The following is a 19,113-nucleotide window of genomic DNA, read 5'->3' as shown; positions in this document are numbered from 1 at the left end:
CACCGGCGAACAGACCCGCCACGACCGCCGGGACCAGCAGGGCGAGGTTCTTGCTTCTCATGGGCGACCGGGAAAACCGTGCCGCTGCGGCACAGTCAAATCCTCACCGCGGCCGGACGCCCAGCACCCGCCGTTCGGCCGCGGTGAACGGCGGGTCCGGCAGGGCGGGGCCGTTGTCACCGCCGCGCACGGCCTGCCAGAGCACCCGGGGACTGCGCATCCGGCTGGGCGGGGCGGTGAGCGCGAAGATGTCGGCCCGGATGTCGGTGACCAGCCTGCTGCGGCCGCTGCTGGCCGAGATCCAGTCGCCGAGCCGGTCGATGATCCCGTCGAAGCGGCCGGGACCCGGACCGGCGGTGCCCGGGTAGCGGGCGTCCTGACCGGTGGCCATGTCCCAGGCGTTCGCCGCCGCCCCGGCCACGGCGCGTTGCAGGCGAAGGGTTCCCGGCTTGCGGCGGCGCTCGAACTCGGTGCGCAGGGCGAGTGCGGACAGCGCGGCGGCGGACATGCCGTGCCCGTACACCGGGTTGAAGGTGGCGTACGCGTCGCCGAGGGCGACAAAACCGTTGGGGCACGGGCGAAGCCGCTCGAAGTGCCGCCGCCGGTTGGCGTCGGCGCGGAACCCGAATGGCGTGCCGACCGGGGTGGCCGCCTCGATCAGCTCGGCCAGCACCGGATGCGGCAGCAGCGCGGCGAAGGCCCGGAATCCCTCGGCGTCCGTGCCCGGCCTGCTGCCCGGCCCGCCGGAGAGGGTGATCATCCACAGCCCGTCCTCGATCGGCAGCAGCGTCCCGTTGCGCCGCACCCCGGGTTCCCGCCGCGGACTCGACTGCAGGGTGACCGCGGGGAACTCCGGGCCTGCGTCCACCGGCGCCCGGAACACCCTGGTGGCGTAGAAGATCCCGGGGTCCACAATGGACTCACGTACCGGCGGGAAGCCCAGCTCGGTCAGCCAGCGCGGCGCGCGGGAGCGGCGCCCGGTGGCATCCACCACCAGCTCCGCGGTCAACGGCGCCGACCCGGTGCGCACCCCGGTGATCCCGGCCGGACTCCCTTGCAGGCCAACAACTTCGGTCCGGCCCAGCACGGTCACGTTGGGCAGCTCGCGCAACCGCCCGCGCAACGTGGACTCCAGCAGTTCCCGGCTGCACCCGAGGATGAACTGCCGCCCGGCGTAACGCGGGAACCAGCCCCGCGAGGCCAGTCCGAGATAGCGCCCCGGCAGGTTGATGTGCTGTGCCCCGGCCGCGGCCAGCTCCGCCAGCACCCCGGGCACCAGCGCCTCCATCGCCCTGGCCCCACCGGAGACCAGTGCGTGCGTGTGCCTGGCCTGCGGCGCGCCCCGGCGCGGCACCGGCTCCCCGGCGAAGGCGTCCTGCTCGACTACGGTGACTGCCTCGGCATGCGGTGCGAGGGCGAACGCGGCCAGCATCCCACCCATCCCGCCGCCGAGAATCGCGGAGTGCTGCAGCACGACTGTCCTCCCCAGGGCTGTGTGCTCGGCACCCTCCAGGAAACCCGCGCCTGCCCCAGCTGGCGATCGGCTGTTCGGGGAGACTGCCGGGAAAGGCGGGCACTAGCCGGGAAAGTCCGGGAAAACCCCAGATCACCGGCCAGTTTCCGGCGTTCCCGGACCGGAAGTATTGCGTGCTCAGCCTGTCCGGCTGACCTGCCGCACCCGCCACAACGGCGCGGCCAGCACCGCCGCGAGCACCAAAGCACTGGCGGACAACAAGATCGCCTCCCTGGCCGCCGAATCGGCCAGCGCGCCACCGGCCAGCGAACCCAGCATGAAGAGCAGGCTGCCGATGCCGCCGGTGATCGCGAAAACCCGGCCGACCAGGCGCTCGGGCACCGCGGTCTGGCACAGCGTGGTGTAGGCGATGCTGAAGGGCGCGTTGGCCAGCGAGGTCACCAGCACCGCGCCGATCGCGGTCGGCACATCGGTCGCGCTGACCATGAGCACCGAGGCGGCCGCCATCACCGCCATGCTCACCGCGAGGCCGCGCGCCACCGGCAACCGGGCCGCCAGCGCGACCACCACCCCGCCGGCCACGATCTGCGCGATCCCGTTCACCCCGGACAGCCAGGCGATGTCGGCCGGCGAGCCGCCGAGGTCCCGGTCCAGGAACACCACCATGATCGTGTTGTTCACCCCGGCGGAGAGGGACAGCGCCAGCGCCGCGGCGGTGGCCACCAGCAGCACCCGGCTGCCCCGGATCGCGGCCAGCCCGGACCGGATGGTGCCGTGCACCGGTTCCTCTGCCTCGGCCTCGGCCGGGCGGATGAGCCGCAACCCGGCCAGCACCAGGGCCGAGGTCAGGAAGGTGGCCGCGTCGAACAGGATCGCCGGCACCGGGCCGAGCCAGCTGGTGGCGATGGCCGCGGCGGCCGGACCCAGGGTGAACCCGAGCTGGGTGGTCAGGGTGAGCAGCGAGTTGGCCCTGGTGAGCTGTTCCGGCCCGACGGTGGCCGGGGTCAGCGCGCGCTGGGCCGGTTCGGCCAGGGTGGCCCCGGCGGCCAGCGCGGCCACGCACAGCACCGCCAGCACCGGACTGCCCAGCACCAGCGCACCGGCCAGCAGCAGCGCCAGCACCGCGCACAGCAGGTCCGCGCCGATCATCAGGCCCCTCGGCCCGAACCGGTCGGCCAGCCTGCCGTAGAGCGGCACCACCAGCACCCTGGGCAGGAACCCGGCCAGCACCAGCGCACTGAGCCAGGGCGCGGGCGCGGTGCTCTGGCTGTAGAGCCACAGCACCACGGTGGTGCCGTTCATGGCATCACCGATGGTGGACACCGCGCCCGCGGCCCAGAGCCGCCGGAAGGCCGGGGTGAGCATCAGTTCGCCGGGGGACCGGCCAGCAGCGCGGACACCGGCACCAGCGGCTTCTGTTGTGCCGCCGGGGTGCGGGCGCGTTCGGCGGTGGCCGCCGGCCAGTACTCCTCCTTGAGCCTGCGCAGGTGCACGTGCCACAGGTGCGGCAACAGGGTGCGCGGCGTCGGCCCAAGGCCCAGGTCCAGCTCGCCGGAGCTGAGCGAGACGCCCTCGCCCGGCTCGACCACGTAGTGCCCGTCGGCGCGCAGGGCGGAGACGTTGCGCTGCAACGCCTTGCTCGCCCACATCGCCGGGTTCATGGCCGGGGCGAACACCGCGGGGCGGGGGCTGGACAGCAGTGCGGTGGACAGCAGGTCGTCGGCGATCCCGTTGGCGGCCTTGCCGATGATGTTCGCGCTGGCCGGCAGCACCAGGAACAACTGCGCCCAGCGGGTGAGCCGGATGTGCGGGGCCTTCTGGGTCGGCCCGCCCCACAGGTCGGTGAGCACCTGGTCTGCCAGCACCGTCTCCACCGTGTTCGGCGGGATGACCCTGGTGGCGGCCGCCGTCATGATCACCTTGATCTCGCCGGCGAACTCACGGCGCAGCCGGAGCAGGTAGTCGATGATGTGGATGGCGTGGATGGATCCGCTGACGCCGACCAGCAGCCGGTCGCAGGGCGGTGTGCTGTACACGAAATCTCCTCCAGGTGCCCAGGGAGCCGGTCCCCGCCGGGTGAGCGGCGGGGACCGGCGTGGGATCAGCAGTGACAGTTGCCATCGCCCGGGGGCTTGATCTGTTCAGCCGGGCGGGGCTGCGAAAGCCAGGTCATGTGGGTCACCCCCTTCCGTTGTCATCCCTTGGGACAGAACTGCTGGTCCTTCGGCTGGACCGGTCCGGTGTGCGCACGTTCGGCGCGGACGAATCTGAGCGTTTCCTGGATGGTCTGCTTGGCAGGCGGGCAGAACACGTCGTTGTCGTCCATCCACTCCTTGGGGCAGACCGCGCCGTGACAGGAGGGCTGGAACCAGCAGGAGACGCACTTCTTGCCGGTGTCCATGCCGTCGGTCTCGCACCACAGCGCCATCCGGGCCCAGTCCAGGTCCATCAGCCCGTCCGGGCGGAGCACGCCGACCTTGTTGCGCTCGTGGTAGTCCAGTTCGATCGTGCACTTGTAGACGGTGCCGTCGGAGCCGATCACGAACGAGCGCGGGTTGGCCGCGTAGCAGACGTAGCCGTCCGGGCCCATCGAGCTGGAGACCGTGCCGTCCCGGAACCCGGCGGCCGCGGCCTGGCGGCGGGCCTCCACGATCGCGCGCGGACCGCTCTTGCCCTCGCAGATCACCAGGTCCTCGTCCCCGGCGCCACCCCAGCGGCCGATGGCCTCGAAGTGCGTGGTGAACCGGGGATCGCCGCCGAACTCCTCCTGCAGCATCGCCAGGTAGCCGTCCAGCCTGGACAGCGTCTCCGGGTCGAAGTTGTGCCGCACCATCACCTCGAAGTCCAATGTGGACCGGCGGAGGTAGCGCAGGTTGTCCAGCACGGTGCGGAAGGTGTCCTCGCCGTCCTTGCCGTGCCTGCGCGCGTTGTGGTCGGCCTCGGTGCCGTCCAGGGTGATCTGGAAGTGGTTGACCCCCAGCGGGATGATCTGATCGGCGAACCGGGGGGTGAGCAGTGAGCCGTTGGTGGTGGCACTGGCGCTGAACTTGATGTCGCGCCGGTCGGTGAACTCGCGCATCCAGGGCATCAGTTCCAGCACCGTGCCCGCGGCCAGGAACGGTTCGCCGCCGAACCAGTGCACCGCCAGCTGTTCCAGATCCTCTTGCGCCTCAAGGAACTTCTTGAGCCCGTCGCGCAACTCCGGTTTCATCTCGCCGCGCAGGAAGGACTCGTAGCAGTACACGCACCGGAAGTTGCACTCCTCGGTGGGCATGATGATCAGGTGCAGCATCGACGGGTCGTAGCGGCGCAGGTAGGACTGGTGCACCAGCTGGGCCTCGTCCATCGTCTCCGGCACCAGGAACCCGCCGTGCTCCAGGTCGGCCAGGATGCCCTCCAGCGGAGCGTGGCTGATCGTGCCGGGGATCAGCGCCCGCCGGGCCTGCTCGGCCAGTTCCGGTTCCACCACCCCGATCGCGCCGGTGCGGGAGGAGTTGACGATCAGGGACTGGTCCTGGTCGAAGCTCATGCTCAGGAACCGCGATGGGGTGTACCGGCCGTTCGCCATGGCGCCGCCTCCGAGATCGCTTGATCGCCTTCGAGATCCGATCCTGCCGAGCCGGGTGCATAGGAACCGCACAGGCGGCGCACATTCAGCGGCTGCCGACCGCCGCGCGCAGTCGGTCCAGGTGCTCGGCCAGTGCGCGTTCCGGGTGCGCGGACAGCCCGGCGGCGGCGATGCGCAGGGCCAGCGGCAGGTGGTCGCAGAGTTTGGCGAGCTGGGTGGCGGCCTCGGGTTCGGCGTGCAGGCGGTCCGGGCCGAGCAGGGTGGCCAGCAGGGTGTGGGATTCCTCCGGGGGCAACGGGTTCAGCCGCAGCCTGCGGGCGGACTCGAAGACCACCAGGCCGTCCAGGGGGTCCCGGCTGGTGATCAGGACCAGCGAGCCGGGGCTGCCGGGCAGCAGTGGGCGGACCTGTTCGGGGCCGATCGCGTTGTCCAGCAACACCAGCACCCGGCGATCGGCCAGCAGCGAGCGGTACAGCGCGGCGGCCTCGGCCAGACTGGGCGGCACCGTGGCCGCGCCGAGAGCCCGCAGGAAGCGGGCCAGCACGGTGTGCGCGGGCAGGCCGGAGGTGTGCCCGCACAGGTCGGCGTGCAGCTGGCCGTCGGGGAAGCGCGGGCGGTGCCGGTGCGCCCAGCGCACGGCCAGCGCGGTCTTGCCGAGGCCGTGGCCGCCGGTGATCGCGGCGACCAGGGTGCCGTCCGCGCGCCGGTCCAGCAGCTCGTCCAGTTCGCGGAGTTCGTTGCCGCGGCCGGTGAAGTCGATGATCGACTGGGGGAGCTGGGCCGGTGGCGTCGGCCGCGCGGGTTCCGGGCTGCTGTCCTCGCTGAGGATGAGCTGGTGCAGCCGCCGCAGTTCCGGGCCGGGGTCCACGCCCAGCTCCTCGGCCAGCCTGCGCCGGGTGTGCTCGTACACGGTGAGCGCCTCGGCCGGTCGGCCGCAGCGGTGCAGGGCCAGCATCAGCAGCGCGGGCGGCTGCTCCCGGCTCGGGTGCGCCGCGGTCAGCTCCCGCAACTCCGCCACCACCTCGCCTTCCTGCCCGGCGGCCAGCCGGGCGCGCAGGCAGTCCTCGGTCACCGCCAGCCGCGCCTCGCCCAGCCGGGCCAGCTCGGCCTCGACCCCGTGCAGCTCCACGTTCTCCAGCGGCTGCCCCCGGCACCGCGCCAGCGCGTCCCGCAGCTGCCGGGCGGCCTCGACGGTCTGCCCGCGCCGCAACGCCTCCCGGCCCCGTTCGGCCGCCGCGGTGAACCCGGCCAGGTCCAGCTCACCGGGGTACACGGTGAGCAGGTAGCCGCCGGAACGGGCGATCAGCCGGGACTGCTCCGGGCCGAACAGGCGCCGCAACGCGGTGAGGTGGCTGCGCAGGTTCGCCGCGGCCGAGGGCGGCGAGACCGGCCCCCAGACCACCTCGACCAGCCGCTCCGCGCTGACCACCTCGTTGGCCCGCAACAACAACGCGGCCAGCAGCGCCCGTTGCCGCGGCGCCCGCACCGGCAGGCACACCCCGTCTCGCCGCACTTCCAGCGGGCCCAGTACGCGGAACTCCATGACAGTCCACGAGACAACCGCTTCCCTGCCACGTCAACTGATCACCATCGCGCGATCATGGTTCCCTGCCCGAAGAGGCGGACCTTCGGTGGCGGGTCGATCGGCTACCGGTCGCGGGCCGCGCGCCGCCGCAGCAGCACGGCCGCGACGCCCAGCAACATCACGGTGAGGCCAGCGCCGATCAGGATCAACAGGGTGCTGCCGCCGATCCACCAGCGCCGGGCCGTCGAACCGGTGACCGTGACCAGCTCGCCCTCGCCGTCCAGCCTGGCCAGCTCCCTCGGCCCCCGGAGGTAGTCCTCAGGAGCGAGCAGGGTGTTCTCCCGCCGGAATTCGGTCAGGTCGCCGCCGTAGCCCTGTCCAGCGCTGTCGAAGACCCGGGCCGGGCCGCCGGGGGCGCGGGCCACGTGCAGGGTGAGCAACTCGATCGCACTGTCGGCGCGCCGGATCAGGAGGCGGCGCTGGAAGATCTCGGTGCCGCCGTACTCCCGGATCGCGGCACTGGCGGCATCGCTCGGTGAGCACTCGACCTTGTCCTGGCACTGGCGGGCGGTGAACAGGACGTTCTGCAGTTGCTGCGGGGAGAAGTGCGCGGCGAAGTTGGCCATCCGGTCCTCGGGCGTGCGGCTGTGCGCCCGGTACCCGGCCAGCGGATCGTCGCGGACCTCGGCCGCCCGCACGTACTCCGCGACCAGGTTGGGCACCGGCCCCGGCGGTGGCTCCGGCGGGCCGCAGGCCCCCAGCATCAGCAGCGCCACCAGCGGTGCCCACCGAGCACGCATGACGCGCAGCCCCTCACCTGATCGACGATTCGCGCCGAGGGTAGGTCAGGTGAGGTGCCGCTCAGTCACCGCTGGCAGCTTGCTGTCACCGGCTCAGCCGGGTTTGCGGGCCACGGCCAGCACGCAGTCGAGCAGGTCCAGTTCGCGCCGGATCTGGTCCTGGTCCTGCCACCAGTCCGGTTTGCCGGCCCGGCCAGGATCGCCCCAGTGCCGGAACCAGCCCTCCCAGGTGTGCTCGCGGATCGAGCGCACGCCGACCTCGTCGAACCCGATCCGGGTGAGCTGCTCGGCGTAGGCGGTGCGGTCGTGCCAGTTCGCGTCCGGGATGCTGAACCGGTAGAGGCTGAACCGCGGTGAGCGGAAGACCTCGCGCGGGGTGTCGCCGTGCAGCGGGATGGTGTCCACGGTGCCGAGCAGGCCACCCGGCCGCAGTACCCGGAACGCCTCGGCGAAGAACGCGCTGCGCGGGTGGAAGTGGAAGGCCGCGTCCAGCGAGACCACCCGGTCGAAACTGGCATCCGGGAACGGCAACGTGGTCGCGCTGCCCATCCGGAAGGTGAGCCGGTCGGTCAGCCCGTCCTGCTCGGCGCGCTGGGTGGCGGCCAGCACGTGTCTTGGCGTGACGTCGACGCCGGTGACCGACCGCGCCTTGTCGGTGTTGAGCCAGAGGAAATCCTGCTCGCCGTAACCGCAGCCGACGTCCAGCACGTCGTGCTCGGGGGCCAGGGCCACCGCGTCGCCGAGGCAGGTGGCCAGTGCCGCGCCCGCCTCGTCCAGGGTGCTGTCCGGATACTGCCAATAGCCGATGTTGACATACCGGGTTCGCTGACCCTCGAAGTCGGTTTTCGGATCGGTGAACTCGTAGAACCGGCGTACCCGCGCGGCGGGGTCGCGAGTGGTGATGGCGCGGAGGATTTTGCCGAACGTACGGATGTCTCGCAGCATGCAGGCGGGCTCCCTGGGCGCGGAACTCGATCGGTCTGCCGCCGCGAACCGGACATACACGACGACGTATTGACCGTATCGCCGTGTATGTCCGGATTTTTCCTAGTGTTGGATTTTCACCATCAGGCGGGCAGGGCCGCTTCCAGGCCGTTGAGCACCGCATTGCAGTCCCGGCGCAGGGTTTCCGCGTCCTCGGCGGTCACGAAGAACACCCCGAGCCAGTTGCGAGATCCCCCGGACGGGTCATAGACCGGCACCGGGTCGCCCTCGGGCATCTCGAAGGCCTTCACCTGATCGGCGGTGGTGCCGGGGGAGAGCAGCGTGTCCCAGTCCGCGCCGGAGGGGTTCCAGCGCGGGGTGCTGGCCCAGGGGGCGCCGTGCGCGTCGGTGGGGATCACCGCCAGCGAGGCGGCGGCCCGCTTGCCCTCGATCATCATCGCCTCGGGGTAGTCCACCGGCTCGCCGAGCAGCTCGCGCACCAGCATGGCGATCGGGTCGAAGCCGAAGACCTCCTCGATCTGCTTGGTGACCATCAGTCCGGCGAAGCGGGCGCCGGTCTCGATCACCGCGCCGAAGCCGTCCGGGCCGAGCTTGATCTCGGTGTGCGTGCCGCAGGTCTCCAGGCCCAGCGCGTCCACCGCGCGGCGGGAGATGTCCTCGAGGTGGCGCTGCACCGGCTCGGGCAGCGTGCTCGGCATGGTGCTGGCGACCTCGGTGAACGGCGGGATCGCGGGCAGCTTCCCGGTGATGCACAGCGGGTGGTAGACGCCGTTGGCCACGATGCCCTCGACGCTGACGTAGTCGCCGTAGCCGGGCTCGGTGTACCAGCCCTCGGTCGACCCGGCCAGGATCTCCTCGACGAGGAGGTCCCGGTCGGTGTCCGGCGCGTACAGCTCGTTCATGCCCACCTGGTGCCCCAGCTCGAGGGCTTGCGCGACCTGCCGCCACGCGGGCGCCACGTCCTCGGCGGTGTGCAGCACCAGCTGGGCCACGGATCCGGCGCCCCAGGCCGGCTTGAGCAGCAGCGGCGGGGTCAGCTCGGTCATCGCCGCGGCCAGGTCGGCCTCGGAGTCCACCCGGCGGAACCGGGGGATCGGCACACCCGCGCGCTCCCAGGTCTCGCGCATCAACCGCTTGTCCCGCGCGGTGATCAGCCCGGGACCGCCACCGGGCAGGCCCAGCCGCTGCGCGACCTTGGCCACCAGCAGCACCGCGAACTCCGAGATCGACAGCACCGCGTCCGCGCCCAGTGCCCTGGCGTGCTCGACCACCAGGTCCACCAGGGCCTCGCCGCGGGCCTCGGTGGCCAGCTCGGTGACGCTGGTGCAGGCCGGCCGCCACTCGGACTCGCCAGCCTCGGGCAACGGCATCAGCGCGAGCACGTGCAGCTCGCCCTCGCCCGCGATCCGCGGGAAGACGTGCTCCAGCGGCGCGCCGCCCTTGACGTAGAGGTAGAGGATCTTCTTGCTCATCGAGTGCTTCCTTCGATCACGGCCTCCGGCGCGCGGCGGCGGTGCGCCCGGCGGAGGAATGCGGCCAGCACGGTCATCAGCACCACGGTGCCGATGGCCAGGTGCAGGAGGAACAGGTTCAGCGCCCCGGCGGAGAGGTAGGCGCCCAGTGCGAGCACGACCAGCGAGCAGACCAGTCTGTCCACAATGGACTCGACCGAGAGCACGGTGGCCCGGCGGGAGGGATCGGTGACGGCGTCGTTGACCAGCTGCCGCTGGATCGGGTACGCCACCCCGGAGACCAGGGAGAACACGCACATCAGCGCGATGGTCGCGGCCAGTCCGGCCGGGACCAGCAGGGCCAGCAGCAGGGCGAGCACGGCGGTCAGCACGAGGATCGCCCTGGTGTCGCTGAGCCAGCGCCGCACCAGTGCCGAGCGTGCCGCCCCGGCCACCTCGAAGAGCGCGTTGGCGGCCAGCACCGAGCCGAAGGCGGCCACCGGGAGGTCCTTGGCGGCCAGGATCGGCTGGAACAGGTTGGTCTGCAACACCCGGACCAGGGTGAACACCGCCACGCCCTGCACGATCAACAGCATCAGCAGCTTGGAGCGGGTGACCAGCCGGACCGCGCCGGTCAGCGCCTGGGACAGCGGCTCCCGATCGGCCTTGTCCGGCCGCCGCTGACCACCGGGCAGCGCGGGCAGCCGGGCGGCCAGCAGCACCGCGACGGCCGCGCCCGCGGCGGTGAGCAGGTAGGGCAGCGGGGTGTGCCACTGCATGAGGAACCCGGCCAGCGGCAGGCAGGCCACCCGCCCGATCAGGCTGGCCGCGCGGGCATTGCCCTCGGCCTTGCGATAACGCTCCGGTACGCCCGAACGGACGTGGTATTCGTACAGATAGGCGCTGCCCGCACCGGAGACCAGCGAGTTCGCCAGCGCCACCAGCAGGAAGTGCACCAGGAATCCCCAGAACACCGGCCAGAACACCGGCAACAGGTTCGCGACCAGCAGCGTGCCCGCCCCGGCGAGCAGGAACCGGCGATAGTCGAACCGGTCCGCGAGCGCGCCGGTGGGAATCTCCAGCAGGCAGAAGAACACGTAGTAGATGCTCTGGATGGTGAAGATCTGCTCGTCGGTCAGACCGGCGTTGCGCTGGTAGAGGTAGAAGACGGGCAGCCACCAGAGCAGTCCGGAGAACAGTTGGTAGCCGTTGTACAGTCGGGTCACATTCGCTCAACTCGGTAATTCGCGGAATCGAGTTCATCGCAAATGGCGGGGATGAACAACGGAGAAACAGAATGTTATCATCTTGTGCTGTCCTCGGCCAATCCGGCCGATGTGACTCTGCTCGCAACATTGAAGGATTTGATTCATGCGAGTCCTTTTCCTGGGAAGTCCAGGGGCCGGCCACCTGTTACCGATGATTCCGCTGGCCACGGCATTCCGTGACCGCGGCCACGCCATCGCCTTCGCCACCCTGGACGGCGGCGAGGCGATCACCCGGCTGGACATCCCGCACCTGCCCATCCAGCCGGGCCTGGACTGGCGGCACGAACTCCGCCGCCTGGGCGCCGAGCGCCACCCCGGCCTGCTGGCCCGCACCGTGGCCACCAACTCCGCCGACCGCGCCGCCTTCGTCCCGCTGGCCGCCCAGGTCAACCGCGCGGCCCTGCCCGCCACCATCGCCACGGTCCGCGCCTGGCGCCCCGACCTGGTGATCTACGAGTACCTCTACCCGGCCGCCCTGATCGCCGCCGCCGAGCTGGGCATCCCCGCCATCCAGCACGAACTCGGCTTCACCCGCACCGCCCCCCTGCGCGAGCTGATGCTCACCGAACTCGCCCACCCCACCCTGACCCCCGGCCACACCCTGGAAGTCGCCCCCCGCGGCATGATCCCCGGCCCCGACTACGGCCACCCGCTGCGCCCCATCCCCCTCGACACCCCTGGCGACCTCCCCGCTCCCACCGGACGCCCGCGGATCGCGGTGACCCTCGGCACCGTGCCACCCAAGGTCGACGGCCTCACCCGCCTTGACCGCGTGGTCACCGCCGCGGCGGCGATCGACGCCGACTTCACCCTGGTCATGGGCCGGATGGACATCAGCGAACTGGGCCCGCTGCCCAGCAACGTCCAACCGACCGGTTGGGTGCCGTGGCACCGGCTGCTGGAGACCTGCGCGGCAGCGGTGCACCACGGCGGCTCGGGCACGGCACTGGCCGCGCTGGCGGCGGGAGTGCCGCAGCTGGTGCTGCCGGACGGGTCGGACCGGTTCATCACGGCGGACGCGGTGCAGGCGCGCGGGGCGGGAGTGAAAGCGGTTGCCGAGGAGGTGACGCCGGAGCTGTTGCGGCGGTTGCTGGCCGATCCGGGGTGGCAGGCGGCGGCCCGCGAGGTCAGCGCGGAGATCGCGGCGATGCCTACCCCCGGTGAGGTGATCGATACGCTGCTGGTCTAATTCCTGCCGGGGGTGGGGACTCTTGCGTGCTTCGGAAACCACGTTGACCGGGCTGATCCAGGGCCAACGGCAGTTCCAGGTGCCGCTGTACCAGCGCACCTACTCGTGGACGGACAAACAGCTCGAACTCCTGTGGGAGGACGTGCTCAGCCAGGCCGGGCCGCCACCGGCCGGGCCGACCCACTTCCTGGGCTCGGTGGTGCTGGCGCCCTCGCCGCGCAGTGAGGCGGGCTTCGAGCAGTGGGTGGTGGTGGACGGCCAGCAACGGCTGACCTCGCTGAGCCTGGCGCTGGCCGCGCTGCGCGACCACCTTGGCGAGACCGAGCGGATCAACGACCTGTACCTGCTCAACCGGTACAAGCAGGGCGATGACCGACTGCGGCTGCTGCCCACCCAGGCCGACCGGGACAGCTACCGGCGGTGCGTGCTGGAAGGGCAGGCCGACGGCGAGGACCGGCTCGCCGTGGCCTACCGGTACTTCCGGCGGCAACTCGGCAGGCTGACCGATCCGGCCGCGCTGGAGCGGGTCGAGCAGTCGCTCACCACCCGGCTGACCCTGGTGCTGGTCACCGCGGACCGGGACGACAACGTGCACCGGATCTTCGAGTCGCTCAACAACACCGGCCTGCGGCTGAGCCAGGCCGACCTGCTGCGCAACCACCTCTTCATGTGCCTGCCCACCCAGGCCGAGCGGATCTACACCGACCTGTGGCTGCCACTGGAACGCGAACTGGGCGACCGCCTGGAACAACTCATGTGGCTGCACCTGGTGCTGACCGGCGATGAGCGGGTCCGGCGGCAGGATCTGTATGTGGCGCAACAGGAACGGCTGCGCCGGGCAGGCGGCACCGAGGCCGCGGTCGAGTCCTACCTGCGCGAGCTGACCCGCCGGGCCCCGCACCTGCGCACGCTGACCGAACCGGACCGCGAGCCGGATCCGGCGGTCCGCGAGTGCCTGCGGCGACTCGCGGACTGGTCCGTGACGGCGGCCCACCCGATGCTGATGACGTTGCTGGACAAGCGTGACCGTGGCGAACTGTCCACAGTGGACCTGGTGACGGCGCTGGTGCACGTGGAGAGTTTCCTGGTCCGCCGGATGATCTGCCAGGTGCCGACGAACAGCCTGGCCCGCATCTTCGAGGACCTGCCAGCCCAGCTCTCCGCCGAGTTGCCGGTGGCCGAGGCCGTGCGCCAGGTGCTCTCCGGCCAACGGCATTCCTGGCCCGATGACGATGCGCTGCGCACCGCGATCCGGACCTAGGCGTTCTACCGGCAGTGTCAGGCTCACCATCGAACACGTGCTACCCCAGACCCCGACGCAGGAGTGGCTCGATGTGCTGGCCGAGGACGGCGGCGATCCGGCGGAGCGACACAAGGAACTGCTGCACACCCTGGGCAACCTGACCTTGACCGCGGTCAACGCCACCCTGTCCAACCATCCATTCCAGCGCAAACAGGACCTGCTTTCCGTCAGCCACCTGGAGCTGAATCGGCAGATCGCGGGCACGAGCCGTTGGGGCGCAAAGGAAATCCTGGCCAGGGCGGAGGATCTGGCCGACCGGGCGATCCGGTTGTGGCCGGGTCCGGCGGAAGTGCATCAGGTGGAGAAGGCCAGGGACTGGAGCCTGTTGCACCGAGCCTTGGCTGCCCTGCCGATGGGCGCGTGGACAACCTACGGCGAGGTCGCCACCCTGATCGACTCGCATCCGCGGCCGGGTCTCGGCCACCTTCCGCTGGGCCGACACCGATCGCGGCGAGATACTGGACGTGTTGCGCGCCGATGGCGTTCGCCTGGATGAGCACAACGTCGCCGATCCGGAGCAGTGGCTGTCCGCGGCCGACCTCGCCGAACTGCTCGGCCTGGACGCCACCAGCCTGGCCGAGGAGCAGGCGGACCCGGACGACTACGAGATCCGGTGGCAGCGATTCCTGGAGCAGCTGGGCCGGCACTTCGGCTTCGGTGACGGTGCCAAGGTGACCAGCTGCTTCCTGCTGTTCGACCGGCCCGATCGGGAACACGTCTGGCCGTTCACCATCTACCCGACCTACGGCGCCGCCGGTTACGTGGAGGTCGTCTTCCTCTACCTGTCCACCCGGGACCCGTTCACCGACCCGGCGATCCGAGAGGACTTCCGCCTGCGCCTCAACCAGATTCCCGGCATCGACATCCCGGCCAGCAAACTGGCCCGGCGCCCCAGTTTCCCGCTGTCCGTGCTGGCCGATCCGGCCAACGTGCGAGCGCTCGGCGAGATCCTCCGCTGGTTCCGGGACACCGCCGAGCGCTGAGCGACTCAGCCGACCGAGTGCGCGGCCATCCGCTCGGCCAGTCCACGCCGGTCCGCGTCGGCCACCGGTCCAGGCGAGCCGACCGCGGTCGCGCCACCGGCCAGTGCATCGGTCACGAACCGGGCCACCAGGGCCGGGGCGGGGGTCAGGTCCGCGCCCAGGCTCGCGATGACCACGGGGGTCTCCGCGGGGTCGGTTTCGACCGCGACCAGCCAGCCGTGGCGTTCGGTCCAGGTGAGCATCAGGTCGTGGCCGGGCAGGCCGGGCCAGCGACGGGTGAGGGCCAGGTAGGCCGTTGCCGTGTCGGTGACCTCGCACAGTGCGCCGTCGGTGGAGACGCCAAGCGCGGCGGCCACGGCGTGCACGTAGCTGGACAGGGCCTGGGACAGCGGCGGGGGCTCGGGGGTGGGCTCGGGGTTGGGCAGCCCGAGCATGGCCAGGAGGTCGTGGCGGTCCTGCGGATCGGTGGCGTGGCAGGCGACCGTGCGGGCGGCGCGGACCTGCTGACCGAACTCGACCCGGCTGGCGTGCGCCCTGGCTTCGGCGAAACCAGTGCTGGCTGGACGGGGGGATGCGCTCATGCTGGCTCCGTTTCCGGACTGGCCGGGATCGCCAGCGTGTTTGGTTGTAATGAGGAGACATTACCGCTGCTTCACCTGGGAGCAAATGCGAGTCCGCTCAGGTCAGCAAGCGGTCACCGTGCGGTAACGGTGCTGGCATCGCCGTCATCGATGTGCGATGGGCACCCCGGCGGCGCGGAGTCTGGCCTCGGTGAGCGCGGTCAGTCGTGCCCAGGCCGGGGCCTTGTCCATGTTGTGGTAGCTGATCAGCCCGTGCCGGGCGGCCGGGTCGCTGCGGCCCTGGAAGGCGGTCACGATGGCCAGCTGCGCGGGGTTGGCGAGGTAGTGCTCGGCCATCGCGGTGGCGAGTGTCTCAAGCCGGGGATCGTCCGGATCCCAGTCGGCCGCGGCCCAGCCGAGTCGTTGCAGTTCGACGAACCGGGGGTCGTCCAGGGCCGCCTCGACGTTGCCGAGGTAGGCGTCGAAGTCCTCCGGGACCAGCGCCCTGGCCAGCACCAGGCCCTCCCGGACGATCTCCACATCGGCCGGGGTCATGCCGAAGCCGGGCAGCCGGTCCAGCAGCGCGAGCGCGTGTTCGGGCAGCAGCGCCCGGTCGCCCTCGGTGAGCCGGTGCAGGGTGTCCCGGCGCGCGGTGAGGTCCTCGATCTGTTTGGTGAGGCGGCGTTTGACGTCATCGAGGGCGGCCGCGAACTGCTCGCCGTCGGCCGCCAGCAGCGACTTGATCTCGGCCAGCGGCACGCCCGCGGTGGCCAGCGTGCGGACCTGGACCAGTCGCAGCAACTCCGGTGAGCCGTAGCGCCGGTAGCCGGAGCTGTCCCGCCGCGGCTCGTCGAGCAGACCGTGCCGGTGGTAGTGCCGCACGGTCTTGATGGTGATGCCGACGAAGGCCGCCGCCTGGCCGATCGTGACGCCGAGGGTCATCCGGTGAGGATGGACCCTGCCCCTGGGTCAAGGTCAACCCGCGCCCGACTTGCCAAATCAGCAAGGAACTTTGCCAAGGCGTCCAGCGGCGGCGCACGGTGGGGCCATGACAACCAAGGTAGATGTCCTGGTCATCGGCGGCGGCGCGGCCGGACTCAGTGGCGCGCTCACCCTGGCCCGCGCCCGCCGCTCCGTGCTCGTGCTGGACGCGGGCGAACCACGCAACGCCCCCGCCGAAGGCGTGCACGGCTTCCTCACCCGCGAGGGCCTGCCGCCCGCCGAACTCGTCGAGCTGGGCGCGGCGGAGGTGCGTGGCTACGGCGGACAGGTCCGCCAGGCCACGGTGACCGCCGCCCGTCGCACCGCCACCGGGTTCGAGGTGGACACCGCCGACGGGGAGCGGTTCAGCGCCCGCCGCCTGCTGATCACCACCGGCCTGACCGACGAGCTGCCCGAGATCCCCGGCGTGCGCGAGCGCTGGGGCCGGGATGTGCTGCACTGCCCGTACTGCCACGGCTGGGAGGTGCGGGACCAGCCGATCGGCGTGCTCGGCGGCGGCCCGCACACCCTGCACATGACCCTGCTGCTGCGGCAGTGGAGCGCGGATGTGGTGCTGTTCCGGCACACCGCGCCCGAACTGACCGCCGCCGACCGCGAGCAGCTGGCCGCCAGGGAGATCGCCGTGGTCGAGGGCGAGGTGGCCGGGCTGGAGATCACCGCGGACCGGATCTCCGGGGTCCGGCTGGCCGACGGCCGGGTGGTGCCGCGGCGGGCGATCGCGGTGCTGCCGAGGTTCGCCGCCCGCGCCGGATTCCTCGCCGACCTCGGGCTGTCGTTGACCGAACACCCGATGGGCGAACACATCGAGGCCGACGGGCGGGGCGTGACCTCGGTGCCAGGGGTGTGGGCGGCGGGCAACGTGACCGAGCTGATGGCCAGCGTGGTCATGGCGGCCGCCGCGGGCATGGCGGCGGCCACCTCGATCAACGCCGACCTGGTCCAGGAGGACACCCGCCGCGCGGTCGGCCGCCGCGCGTTCAGCCCCGAGCAGGAGTCCCGGCTCAGCGAACTGGTGCTCGGCGCGGACCGGCACGGCCTGGCCGGGCTGCTTCAGCCGAACCCGATGTGAGTCAGCCAGAACGCCAGCAGCGCGGTATCGCCGCTGACCGCGATCCCGTTGCCGGCGAAGGGCTTCCGCCGGTACAGCGCCAGCAGCAGATCGGTCAGCGGGGCGCGCGCGGTCACCGCCGCCGCGCCCCGGCCACGGCCGGAGACGATCACCTCGCCGGTGAGGTCGACGAACCAGGCCGCGTCCACATCGGTGGCCGCGAAGGCCAGTGTGCGGCCGGGGCCGAGCAGCGCGCGCTTGCCGGGGTTGTACTCGAAGTGCTGCGCCAGCGAGTCCAGCATCATCCACTCGTCGACGGCGTCCAGGGCGACCTCGGTGGCCACGGTGAACGGGATCCCGGCGGCCAGGGTCGCGTCGGCGCGGTGCACGACCGTCTCGTGCGCGAACCGCCGGGCCCAGAAGTCGGTCCCGCCGCCCGAGGTCAGCGGGGTCCAGACCGCCAGGCCGGGGCCTGCCGCGCGCAGTGCCTCGGCCAGTTCGGTCGCGCCCTCGACCAGCCAGTCCAGCGGCAGCGGCCGGGAGTCGTCGCCGTCGAGCTTGCGCACCTGGTCATCGGGGAGGAACCCGGTCGCCCTGGTGCGGATGATCTCCGCGGCCCAGCGGTGACCGCCGCCGATATGCCGCACCAGGTCGCCGAGCGTCCAGCCGGGGCAGGAGGGCACCGGGGCCCGCGGGTCGGCCCCGGCCAGCTCGGTGAACACCTCGGTCTGGACGCGGATCTCGGTGTGCTGACGGGTGAAGTCCATGGTCGCCTCTCGTGCTCGGGAACCGTTGTGCACGAGCTGGTCGGAGCCGACCCGGCGATCTCGACATCGGCCGTTACGGCACCACGACCAGCCTGCCCACCACCGATCCCTCGGCCAGCCTGCGCAACGCCTCGTCCACCCCGCCCAACGGATACTCGCCGGCCACACACGCCCGGATCCGGCCCGCCGCCGCCATCGCCATGACCGCGCGCGCGTCGGCCAGGGTCGCGCCCACCGAGCCGCGCAGGATCGTCTCCCGCACCACCACCTCCAGCACGTCCAGCGCGGCCGGCTTGTCGGTGTAGCCGACCAGCACCACCCGACCACGCGGTCGGGTCATCCGCACCGCCTGGCCCGGGGTGTGCTCGTTGCCGACGGTGTCGATCACCACGTCGCAGCCGCGCCCGCCGGTGGCCGCGAGCACCGCCGCCACCGGATCCGCCGCCCTCGGATCGACCGCCGCCGTCGCCCCGTACCGGATCGCCTGGGCCCGGCTCGGTTCGTGCGGGTCCACCGCGAACACCGTGGCGCCCTCGGCCACCGCGACCTGGGTGACCGCCAGGCCGACCCCGCCCGCGCCGATCACCACGACCACCTCGCCCCGCGCCACCTCGGCGACCGCGCGCACCACCCGGACCGCGGTGGTGCCCGAACAGCCCAGCACCGCGGCCTCGGCGAAGGAGACCTGCTCCGCGATCGGGACCAGGCAGCGGGCGGCGGTGAGGAAGTACTCGGCCAGGCCGCCGTCGGTGTCGAAGCCCCACTTGGCGTTCGGGGCGGCGCACAGGTTCTCCATGCCGCCAACGCACCAGGCGCACCGGCCGCAGCCGTCGTAGTAGTAGGCCAGCACCCGCTGACCCACCGGCGCGTCCACGCCGGGACCGACCTCGGCGACCTCGCCGGCGATCTCGTGGCCCAGCACGATCGGCAGCGGCGGGGCGATCGCCTCGCCGGTGGCCAGGTGCAGGTCGGTGTGGCACAACCCGGCCGCGCGGACCCGGATGAGCGCCTGACCTGGACCTGGCACCGGGCGCGGGCGCTGTTCCACGGTGATCGGGCCGCGGAGTTCGCGCAGTACCGCCGCGGACATGAGTTGGGTTCCGGACACGGCCTGGATCCTGGCATACCGCGAGGCGGCGTAATAGTGCCGTGATTGAGGGGAAACACACCCGTGCGTCACTCGATCGAGGCTTGACAGAGATCGCGTCTTGTTTCGCGCCCTGCCGGGGA

18 protein-coding genes are annotated in these 19,113 nt (G+C 71.7%); 5 read left to right on the top strand and 13 right to left on the bottom strand.

All coding sequences use genetic code 11. The features are described 5' to 3' along the window. Window positions 1-103 precede the first annotated feature (103 nt). From HNR67_RS29930 to HNR67_RS29890, 9 genes are all read right to left on the bottom strand, one after another. Entirely contained in the window at window positions 104-1,474 is a 1,371-nt protein-coding gene (locus HNR67_RS29930) for an FAD-dependent oxidoreductase (protein ID WP_185005523.1), read from the bottom strand. A gap of 177 nt (window positions 1,475-1,651) precedes the next feature. Then, on the bottom strand, window positions 1,652-2,839 hold the full coding sequence (locus HNR67_RS29925; protein WP_185005522.1) for an MFS transporter: 1,188 nt from the start codon (window positions 2,837-2,839) through the stop codon (window positions 1,652-1,654). Next, window positions 2,839-3,510, bottom strand: coding sequence for a flavoprotein (locus HNR67_RS29920; RefSeq protein ID WP_185005521.1), 672 nt, complete (start codon window positions 3,508-3,510; stop codon window positions 2,839-2,841). The genes HNR67_RS29925 and HNR67_RS29920 overlap by 1 nt, the downstream gene beginning before the upstream one ends. A 158-nt stretch (window positions 3,511-3,668) precedes the next feature. Further along, window positions 3,669-5,042 carry a radical SAM/SPASM domain-containing protein gene (locus HNR67_RS29915; protein WP_185005520.1) on the bottom strand — a complete coding sequence of 458 codons (1,374 nt, stop codon included), beginning with the start codon at window positions 5,040-5,042 and terminating at the stop codon, window positions 3,669-3,671. Window positions 5,043-5,127: 85 nt separating this feature from the next. After that, entirely contained in the window at window positions 5,128-6,585 is a 1,458-nt protein-coding gene (locus HNR67_RS29910) for an AfsR/SARP family transcriptional regulator (RefSeq protein ID WP_185005519.1), read from the bottom strand. Window positions 6,586-6,689: 104 nt separating this feature from the next. Further along, on the bottom strand, window positions 6,690-7,367 hold the full coding sequence (locus HNR67_RS29905) for a hypothetical protein (RefSeq protein ID WP_185005518.1): 678 nt from the start codon (window positions 7,365-7,367) through the stop codon (window positions 6,690-6,692). Between the two features lie 93 nt (window positions 7,368-7,460). Then, window positions 7,461-8,312 carry an SAM-dependent methyltransferase gene (locus HNR67_RS29900; RefSeq protein ID WP_185005517.1) on the bottom strand — a complete coding sequence of 284 codons (852 nt, stop codon included), beginning with the start codon at window positions 8,310-8,312 and terminating at the stop codon, window positions 7,461-7,463. A gap of 122 nt (window positions 8,313-8,434) precedes the next feature. Beyond that, window positions 8,435-9,784 (bottom strand): ATP-grasp domain-containing protein, encoded by a 1,350-nt coding sequence (locus tag HNR67_RS29895; protein WP_185005516.1) that lies wholly within the window; start codon window positions 9,782-9,784, stop codon window positions 8,435-8,437. Then, window positions 9,781-10,989, bottom strand: a complete 1,209-nt coding sequence (locus tag HNR67_RS29890; RefSeq protein WP_185005515.1) for an MFS transporter — start codon at window positions 10,987-10,989, stop codon at window positions 9,781-9,783. The genes HNR67_RS29895 and HNR67_RS29890 overlap by 4 nt, the downstream gene beginning before the upstream one ends. 145 nt (window positions 10,990-11,134) lie before the next feature. On the opposite strand from HNR67_RS29890, the gene HNR67_RS29885 reads away from it, so the two are divergent. The 4 genes from HNR67_RS29885 to HNR67_RS29870 are packed head-to-tail and all read left to right on the top strand — an operon-like array spanning window position 11,135 to window position 14,506. Continuing rightward, window positions 11,135-12,220 (top strand): glycosyltransferase, encoded by a 1,086-nt coding sequence (locus HNR67_RS29885; RefSeq protein WP_185005514.1) that lies wholly within the window; start codon window positions 11,135-11,137, stop codon window positions 12,218-12,220. A 22-nt stretch (window positions 12,221-12,242) separates the two neighbouring features. Continuing rightward, window positions 12,243-13,481 (top strand): DUF262 domain-containing protein, encoded by a 1,239-nt coding sequence (locus HNR67_RS29880; RefSeq protein WP_185005513.1) that lies wholly within the window; start codon window positions 12,243-12,245, stop codon window positions 13,479-13,481. After that, window positions 13,447-14,019, top strand: coding sequence for an HNH endonuclease family protein (locus HNR67_RS29875; protein ID WP_312988320.1), 573 nt, complete (start codon window positions 13,447-13,449; stop codon window positions 14,017-14,019). The genes HNR67_RS29880 and HNR67_RS29875 overlap by 35 nt, the downstream gene beginning before the upstream one ends. Continuing rightward, window positions 13,991-14,506 (top strand): hypothetical protein, encoded by a 516-nt coding sequence (locus tag HNR67_RS29870; protein ID WP_185005511.1) that lies wholly within the window; start codon window positions 13,991-13,993, stop codon window positions 14,504-14,506. Before HNR67_RS29875 ends, HNR67_RS29870 begins: the two co-directional genes overlap by 29 nt. A gap of 5 nt (window positions 14,507-14,511) precedes the next feature. Here HNR67_RS29870 and HNR67_RS29865 read toward each other — a convergent pair whose 3' ends face one another. Together HNR67_RS29865 and HNR67_RS29860 are read right to left on the bottom strand one after the other, a co-directional pair. Then, window positions 14,512-15,087, bottom strand: a complete 576-nt coding sequence (locus tag HNR67_RS29865) for a DUF6292 family protein (RefSeq protein ID WP_185005510.1) — start codon at window positions 15,085-15,087, stop codon at window positions 14,512-14,514. 144 nt (window positions 15,088-15,231) lie between these two features. Next, window positions 15,232-16,008 (bottom strand): MerR family transcriptional regulator, encoded by a 777-nt coding sequence (locus HNR67_RS29860; RefSeq protein WP_185005509.1) that lies wholly within the window; start codon window positions 16,006-16,008, stop codon window positions 15,232-15,234. Between the two features lie 106 nt (window positions 16,009-16,114). On the opposite strand from HNR67_RS29860, the gene HNR67_RS29855 reads away from it, so the two are divergent. Beyond that, on the top strand, window positions 16,115-17,137 hold the full coding sequence (locus HNR67_RS29855; RefSeq protein ID WP_185005508.1) for an NAD(P)/FAD-dependent oxidoreductase: 1,023 nt from the start codon (window positions 16,115-16,117) through the stop codon (window positions 17,135-17,137). On the opposite strand, the gene HNR67_RS29850 is transcribed toward HNR67_RS29855, so the two are convergent. Then, window positions 17,119-17,883 carry a maleylpyruvate isomerase family mycothiol-dependent enzyme gene (locus HNR67_RS29850; protein WP_185005507.1) on the bottom strand — a complete coding sequence of 255 codons (765 nt, stop codon included), beginning with the start codon at window positions 17,881-17,883 and terminating at the stop codon, window positions 17,119-17,121. The genes HNR67_RS29855 and HNR67_RS29850 overlap by 19 nt on opposite strands. 73 nt (window positions 17,884-17,956) lie before the next feature. Continuing rightward, the gene (locus tag HNR67_RS29845; protein ID WP_185005506.1) at window positions 17,957-18,991 is read right to left on the bottom strand and encodes an alcohol dehydrogenase catalytic domain-containing protein; all 1,035 of its coding nucleotides are present in this window, start codon (window positions 18,989-18,991) and stop codon (window positions 17,957-17,959) included. Between the last annotated feature and the right edge of the window lie 122 nt (window positions 18,992-19,113).

This window comes from Crossiella cryophila (assembly GCF_014204915.1).
In the GTDB taxonomy this organism is placed as follows: Bacteria; Actinomycetota; Actinomycetes; order Mycobacteriales; family Pseudonocardiaceae; genus Crossiella; species Crossiella cryophila.
This window is presented reverse-complemented; position numbering and strand designations above follow the sequence as displayed.

Excerpts from the sequence above, each read along its gene's own strand:
- HNR67_RS29925 (WP_185005522.1), bottom strand. The coding sequence starts at position 2,839 with ATGCTCACCCCGGCCTTCCGGCGGCTCTGGGCCGCGGGCGCGGTGTCC.
- HNR67_RS29915 (WP_185005520.1), bottom strand. The coding sequence starts at position 5,042 with ATGGCGAACGGCCGGTACACCCCATCGCGGTTCCTGAGCATGAGCTTC.
- HNR67_RS29910 (WP_185005519.1), bottom strand. The coding sequence starts at position 6,585 with ATGGAGTTCCGCGTACTGGGCCCGCTGGAAGTGCGGCGAGACGGGGTG.
- HNR67_RS29905 (WP_185005518.1), bottom strand. The coding sequence starts at position 7,367 with ATGCGTGCTCGGTGGGCACCGCTGGTGGCGCTGCTGATGCTGGGGGCC.
- HNR67_RS29900 (WP_185005517.1), bottom strand. The coding sequence starts at position 8,312 with ATGCTGCGAGACATCCGTACGTTCGGCAAAATCCTCCGCGCCATCACC.
- HNR67_RS29895 (WP_185005516.1), bottom strand. The coding sequence starts at position 9,784 with ATGAGCAAGAAGATCCTCTACCTCTACGTCAAGGGCGGCGCGCCGCTG.
- HNR67_RS29885 (WP_185005514.1), top strand. The coding sequence starts at position 11,135 with ATGCGAGTCCTTTTCCTGGGAAGTCCAGGGGCCGGCCACCTGTTACCG.
- HNR67_RS29875 (WP_312988320.1), top strand. The coding sequence starts at position 13,447 with ATGACGATGCGCTGCGCACCGCGATCCGGACCTAGGCGTTCTACCGGC.
- HNR67_RS29865 (WP_185005510.1), bottom strand. The coding sequence starts at position 15,087 with ATGAGCGCATCCCCCCGTCCAGCCAGCACTGGTTTCGCCGAAGCCAGG.
- HNR67_RS29860 (WP_185005509.1), bottom strand. The coding sequence starts at position 16,008 with ATGACCCTCGGCGTCACGATCGGCCAGGCGGCGGCCTTCGTCGGCATC.
- HNR67_RS29855 (WP_185005508.1), top strand. The coding sequence starts at position 16,115 with ATGACAACCAAGGTAGATGTCCTGGTCATCGGCGGCGGCGCGGCCGGA.
- HNR67_RS29850 (WP_185005507.1), bottom strand. The coding sequence starts at position 17,883 with ATGGACTTCACCCGTCAGCACACCGAGATCCGCGTCCAGACCGAGGTG.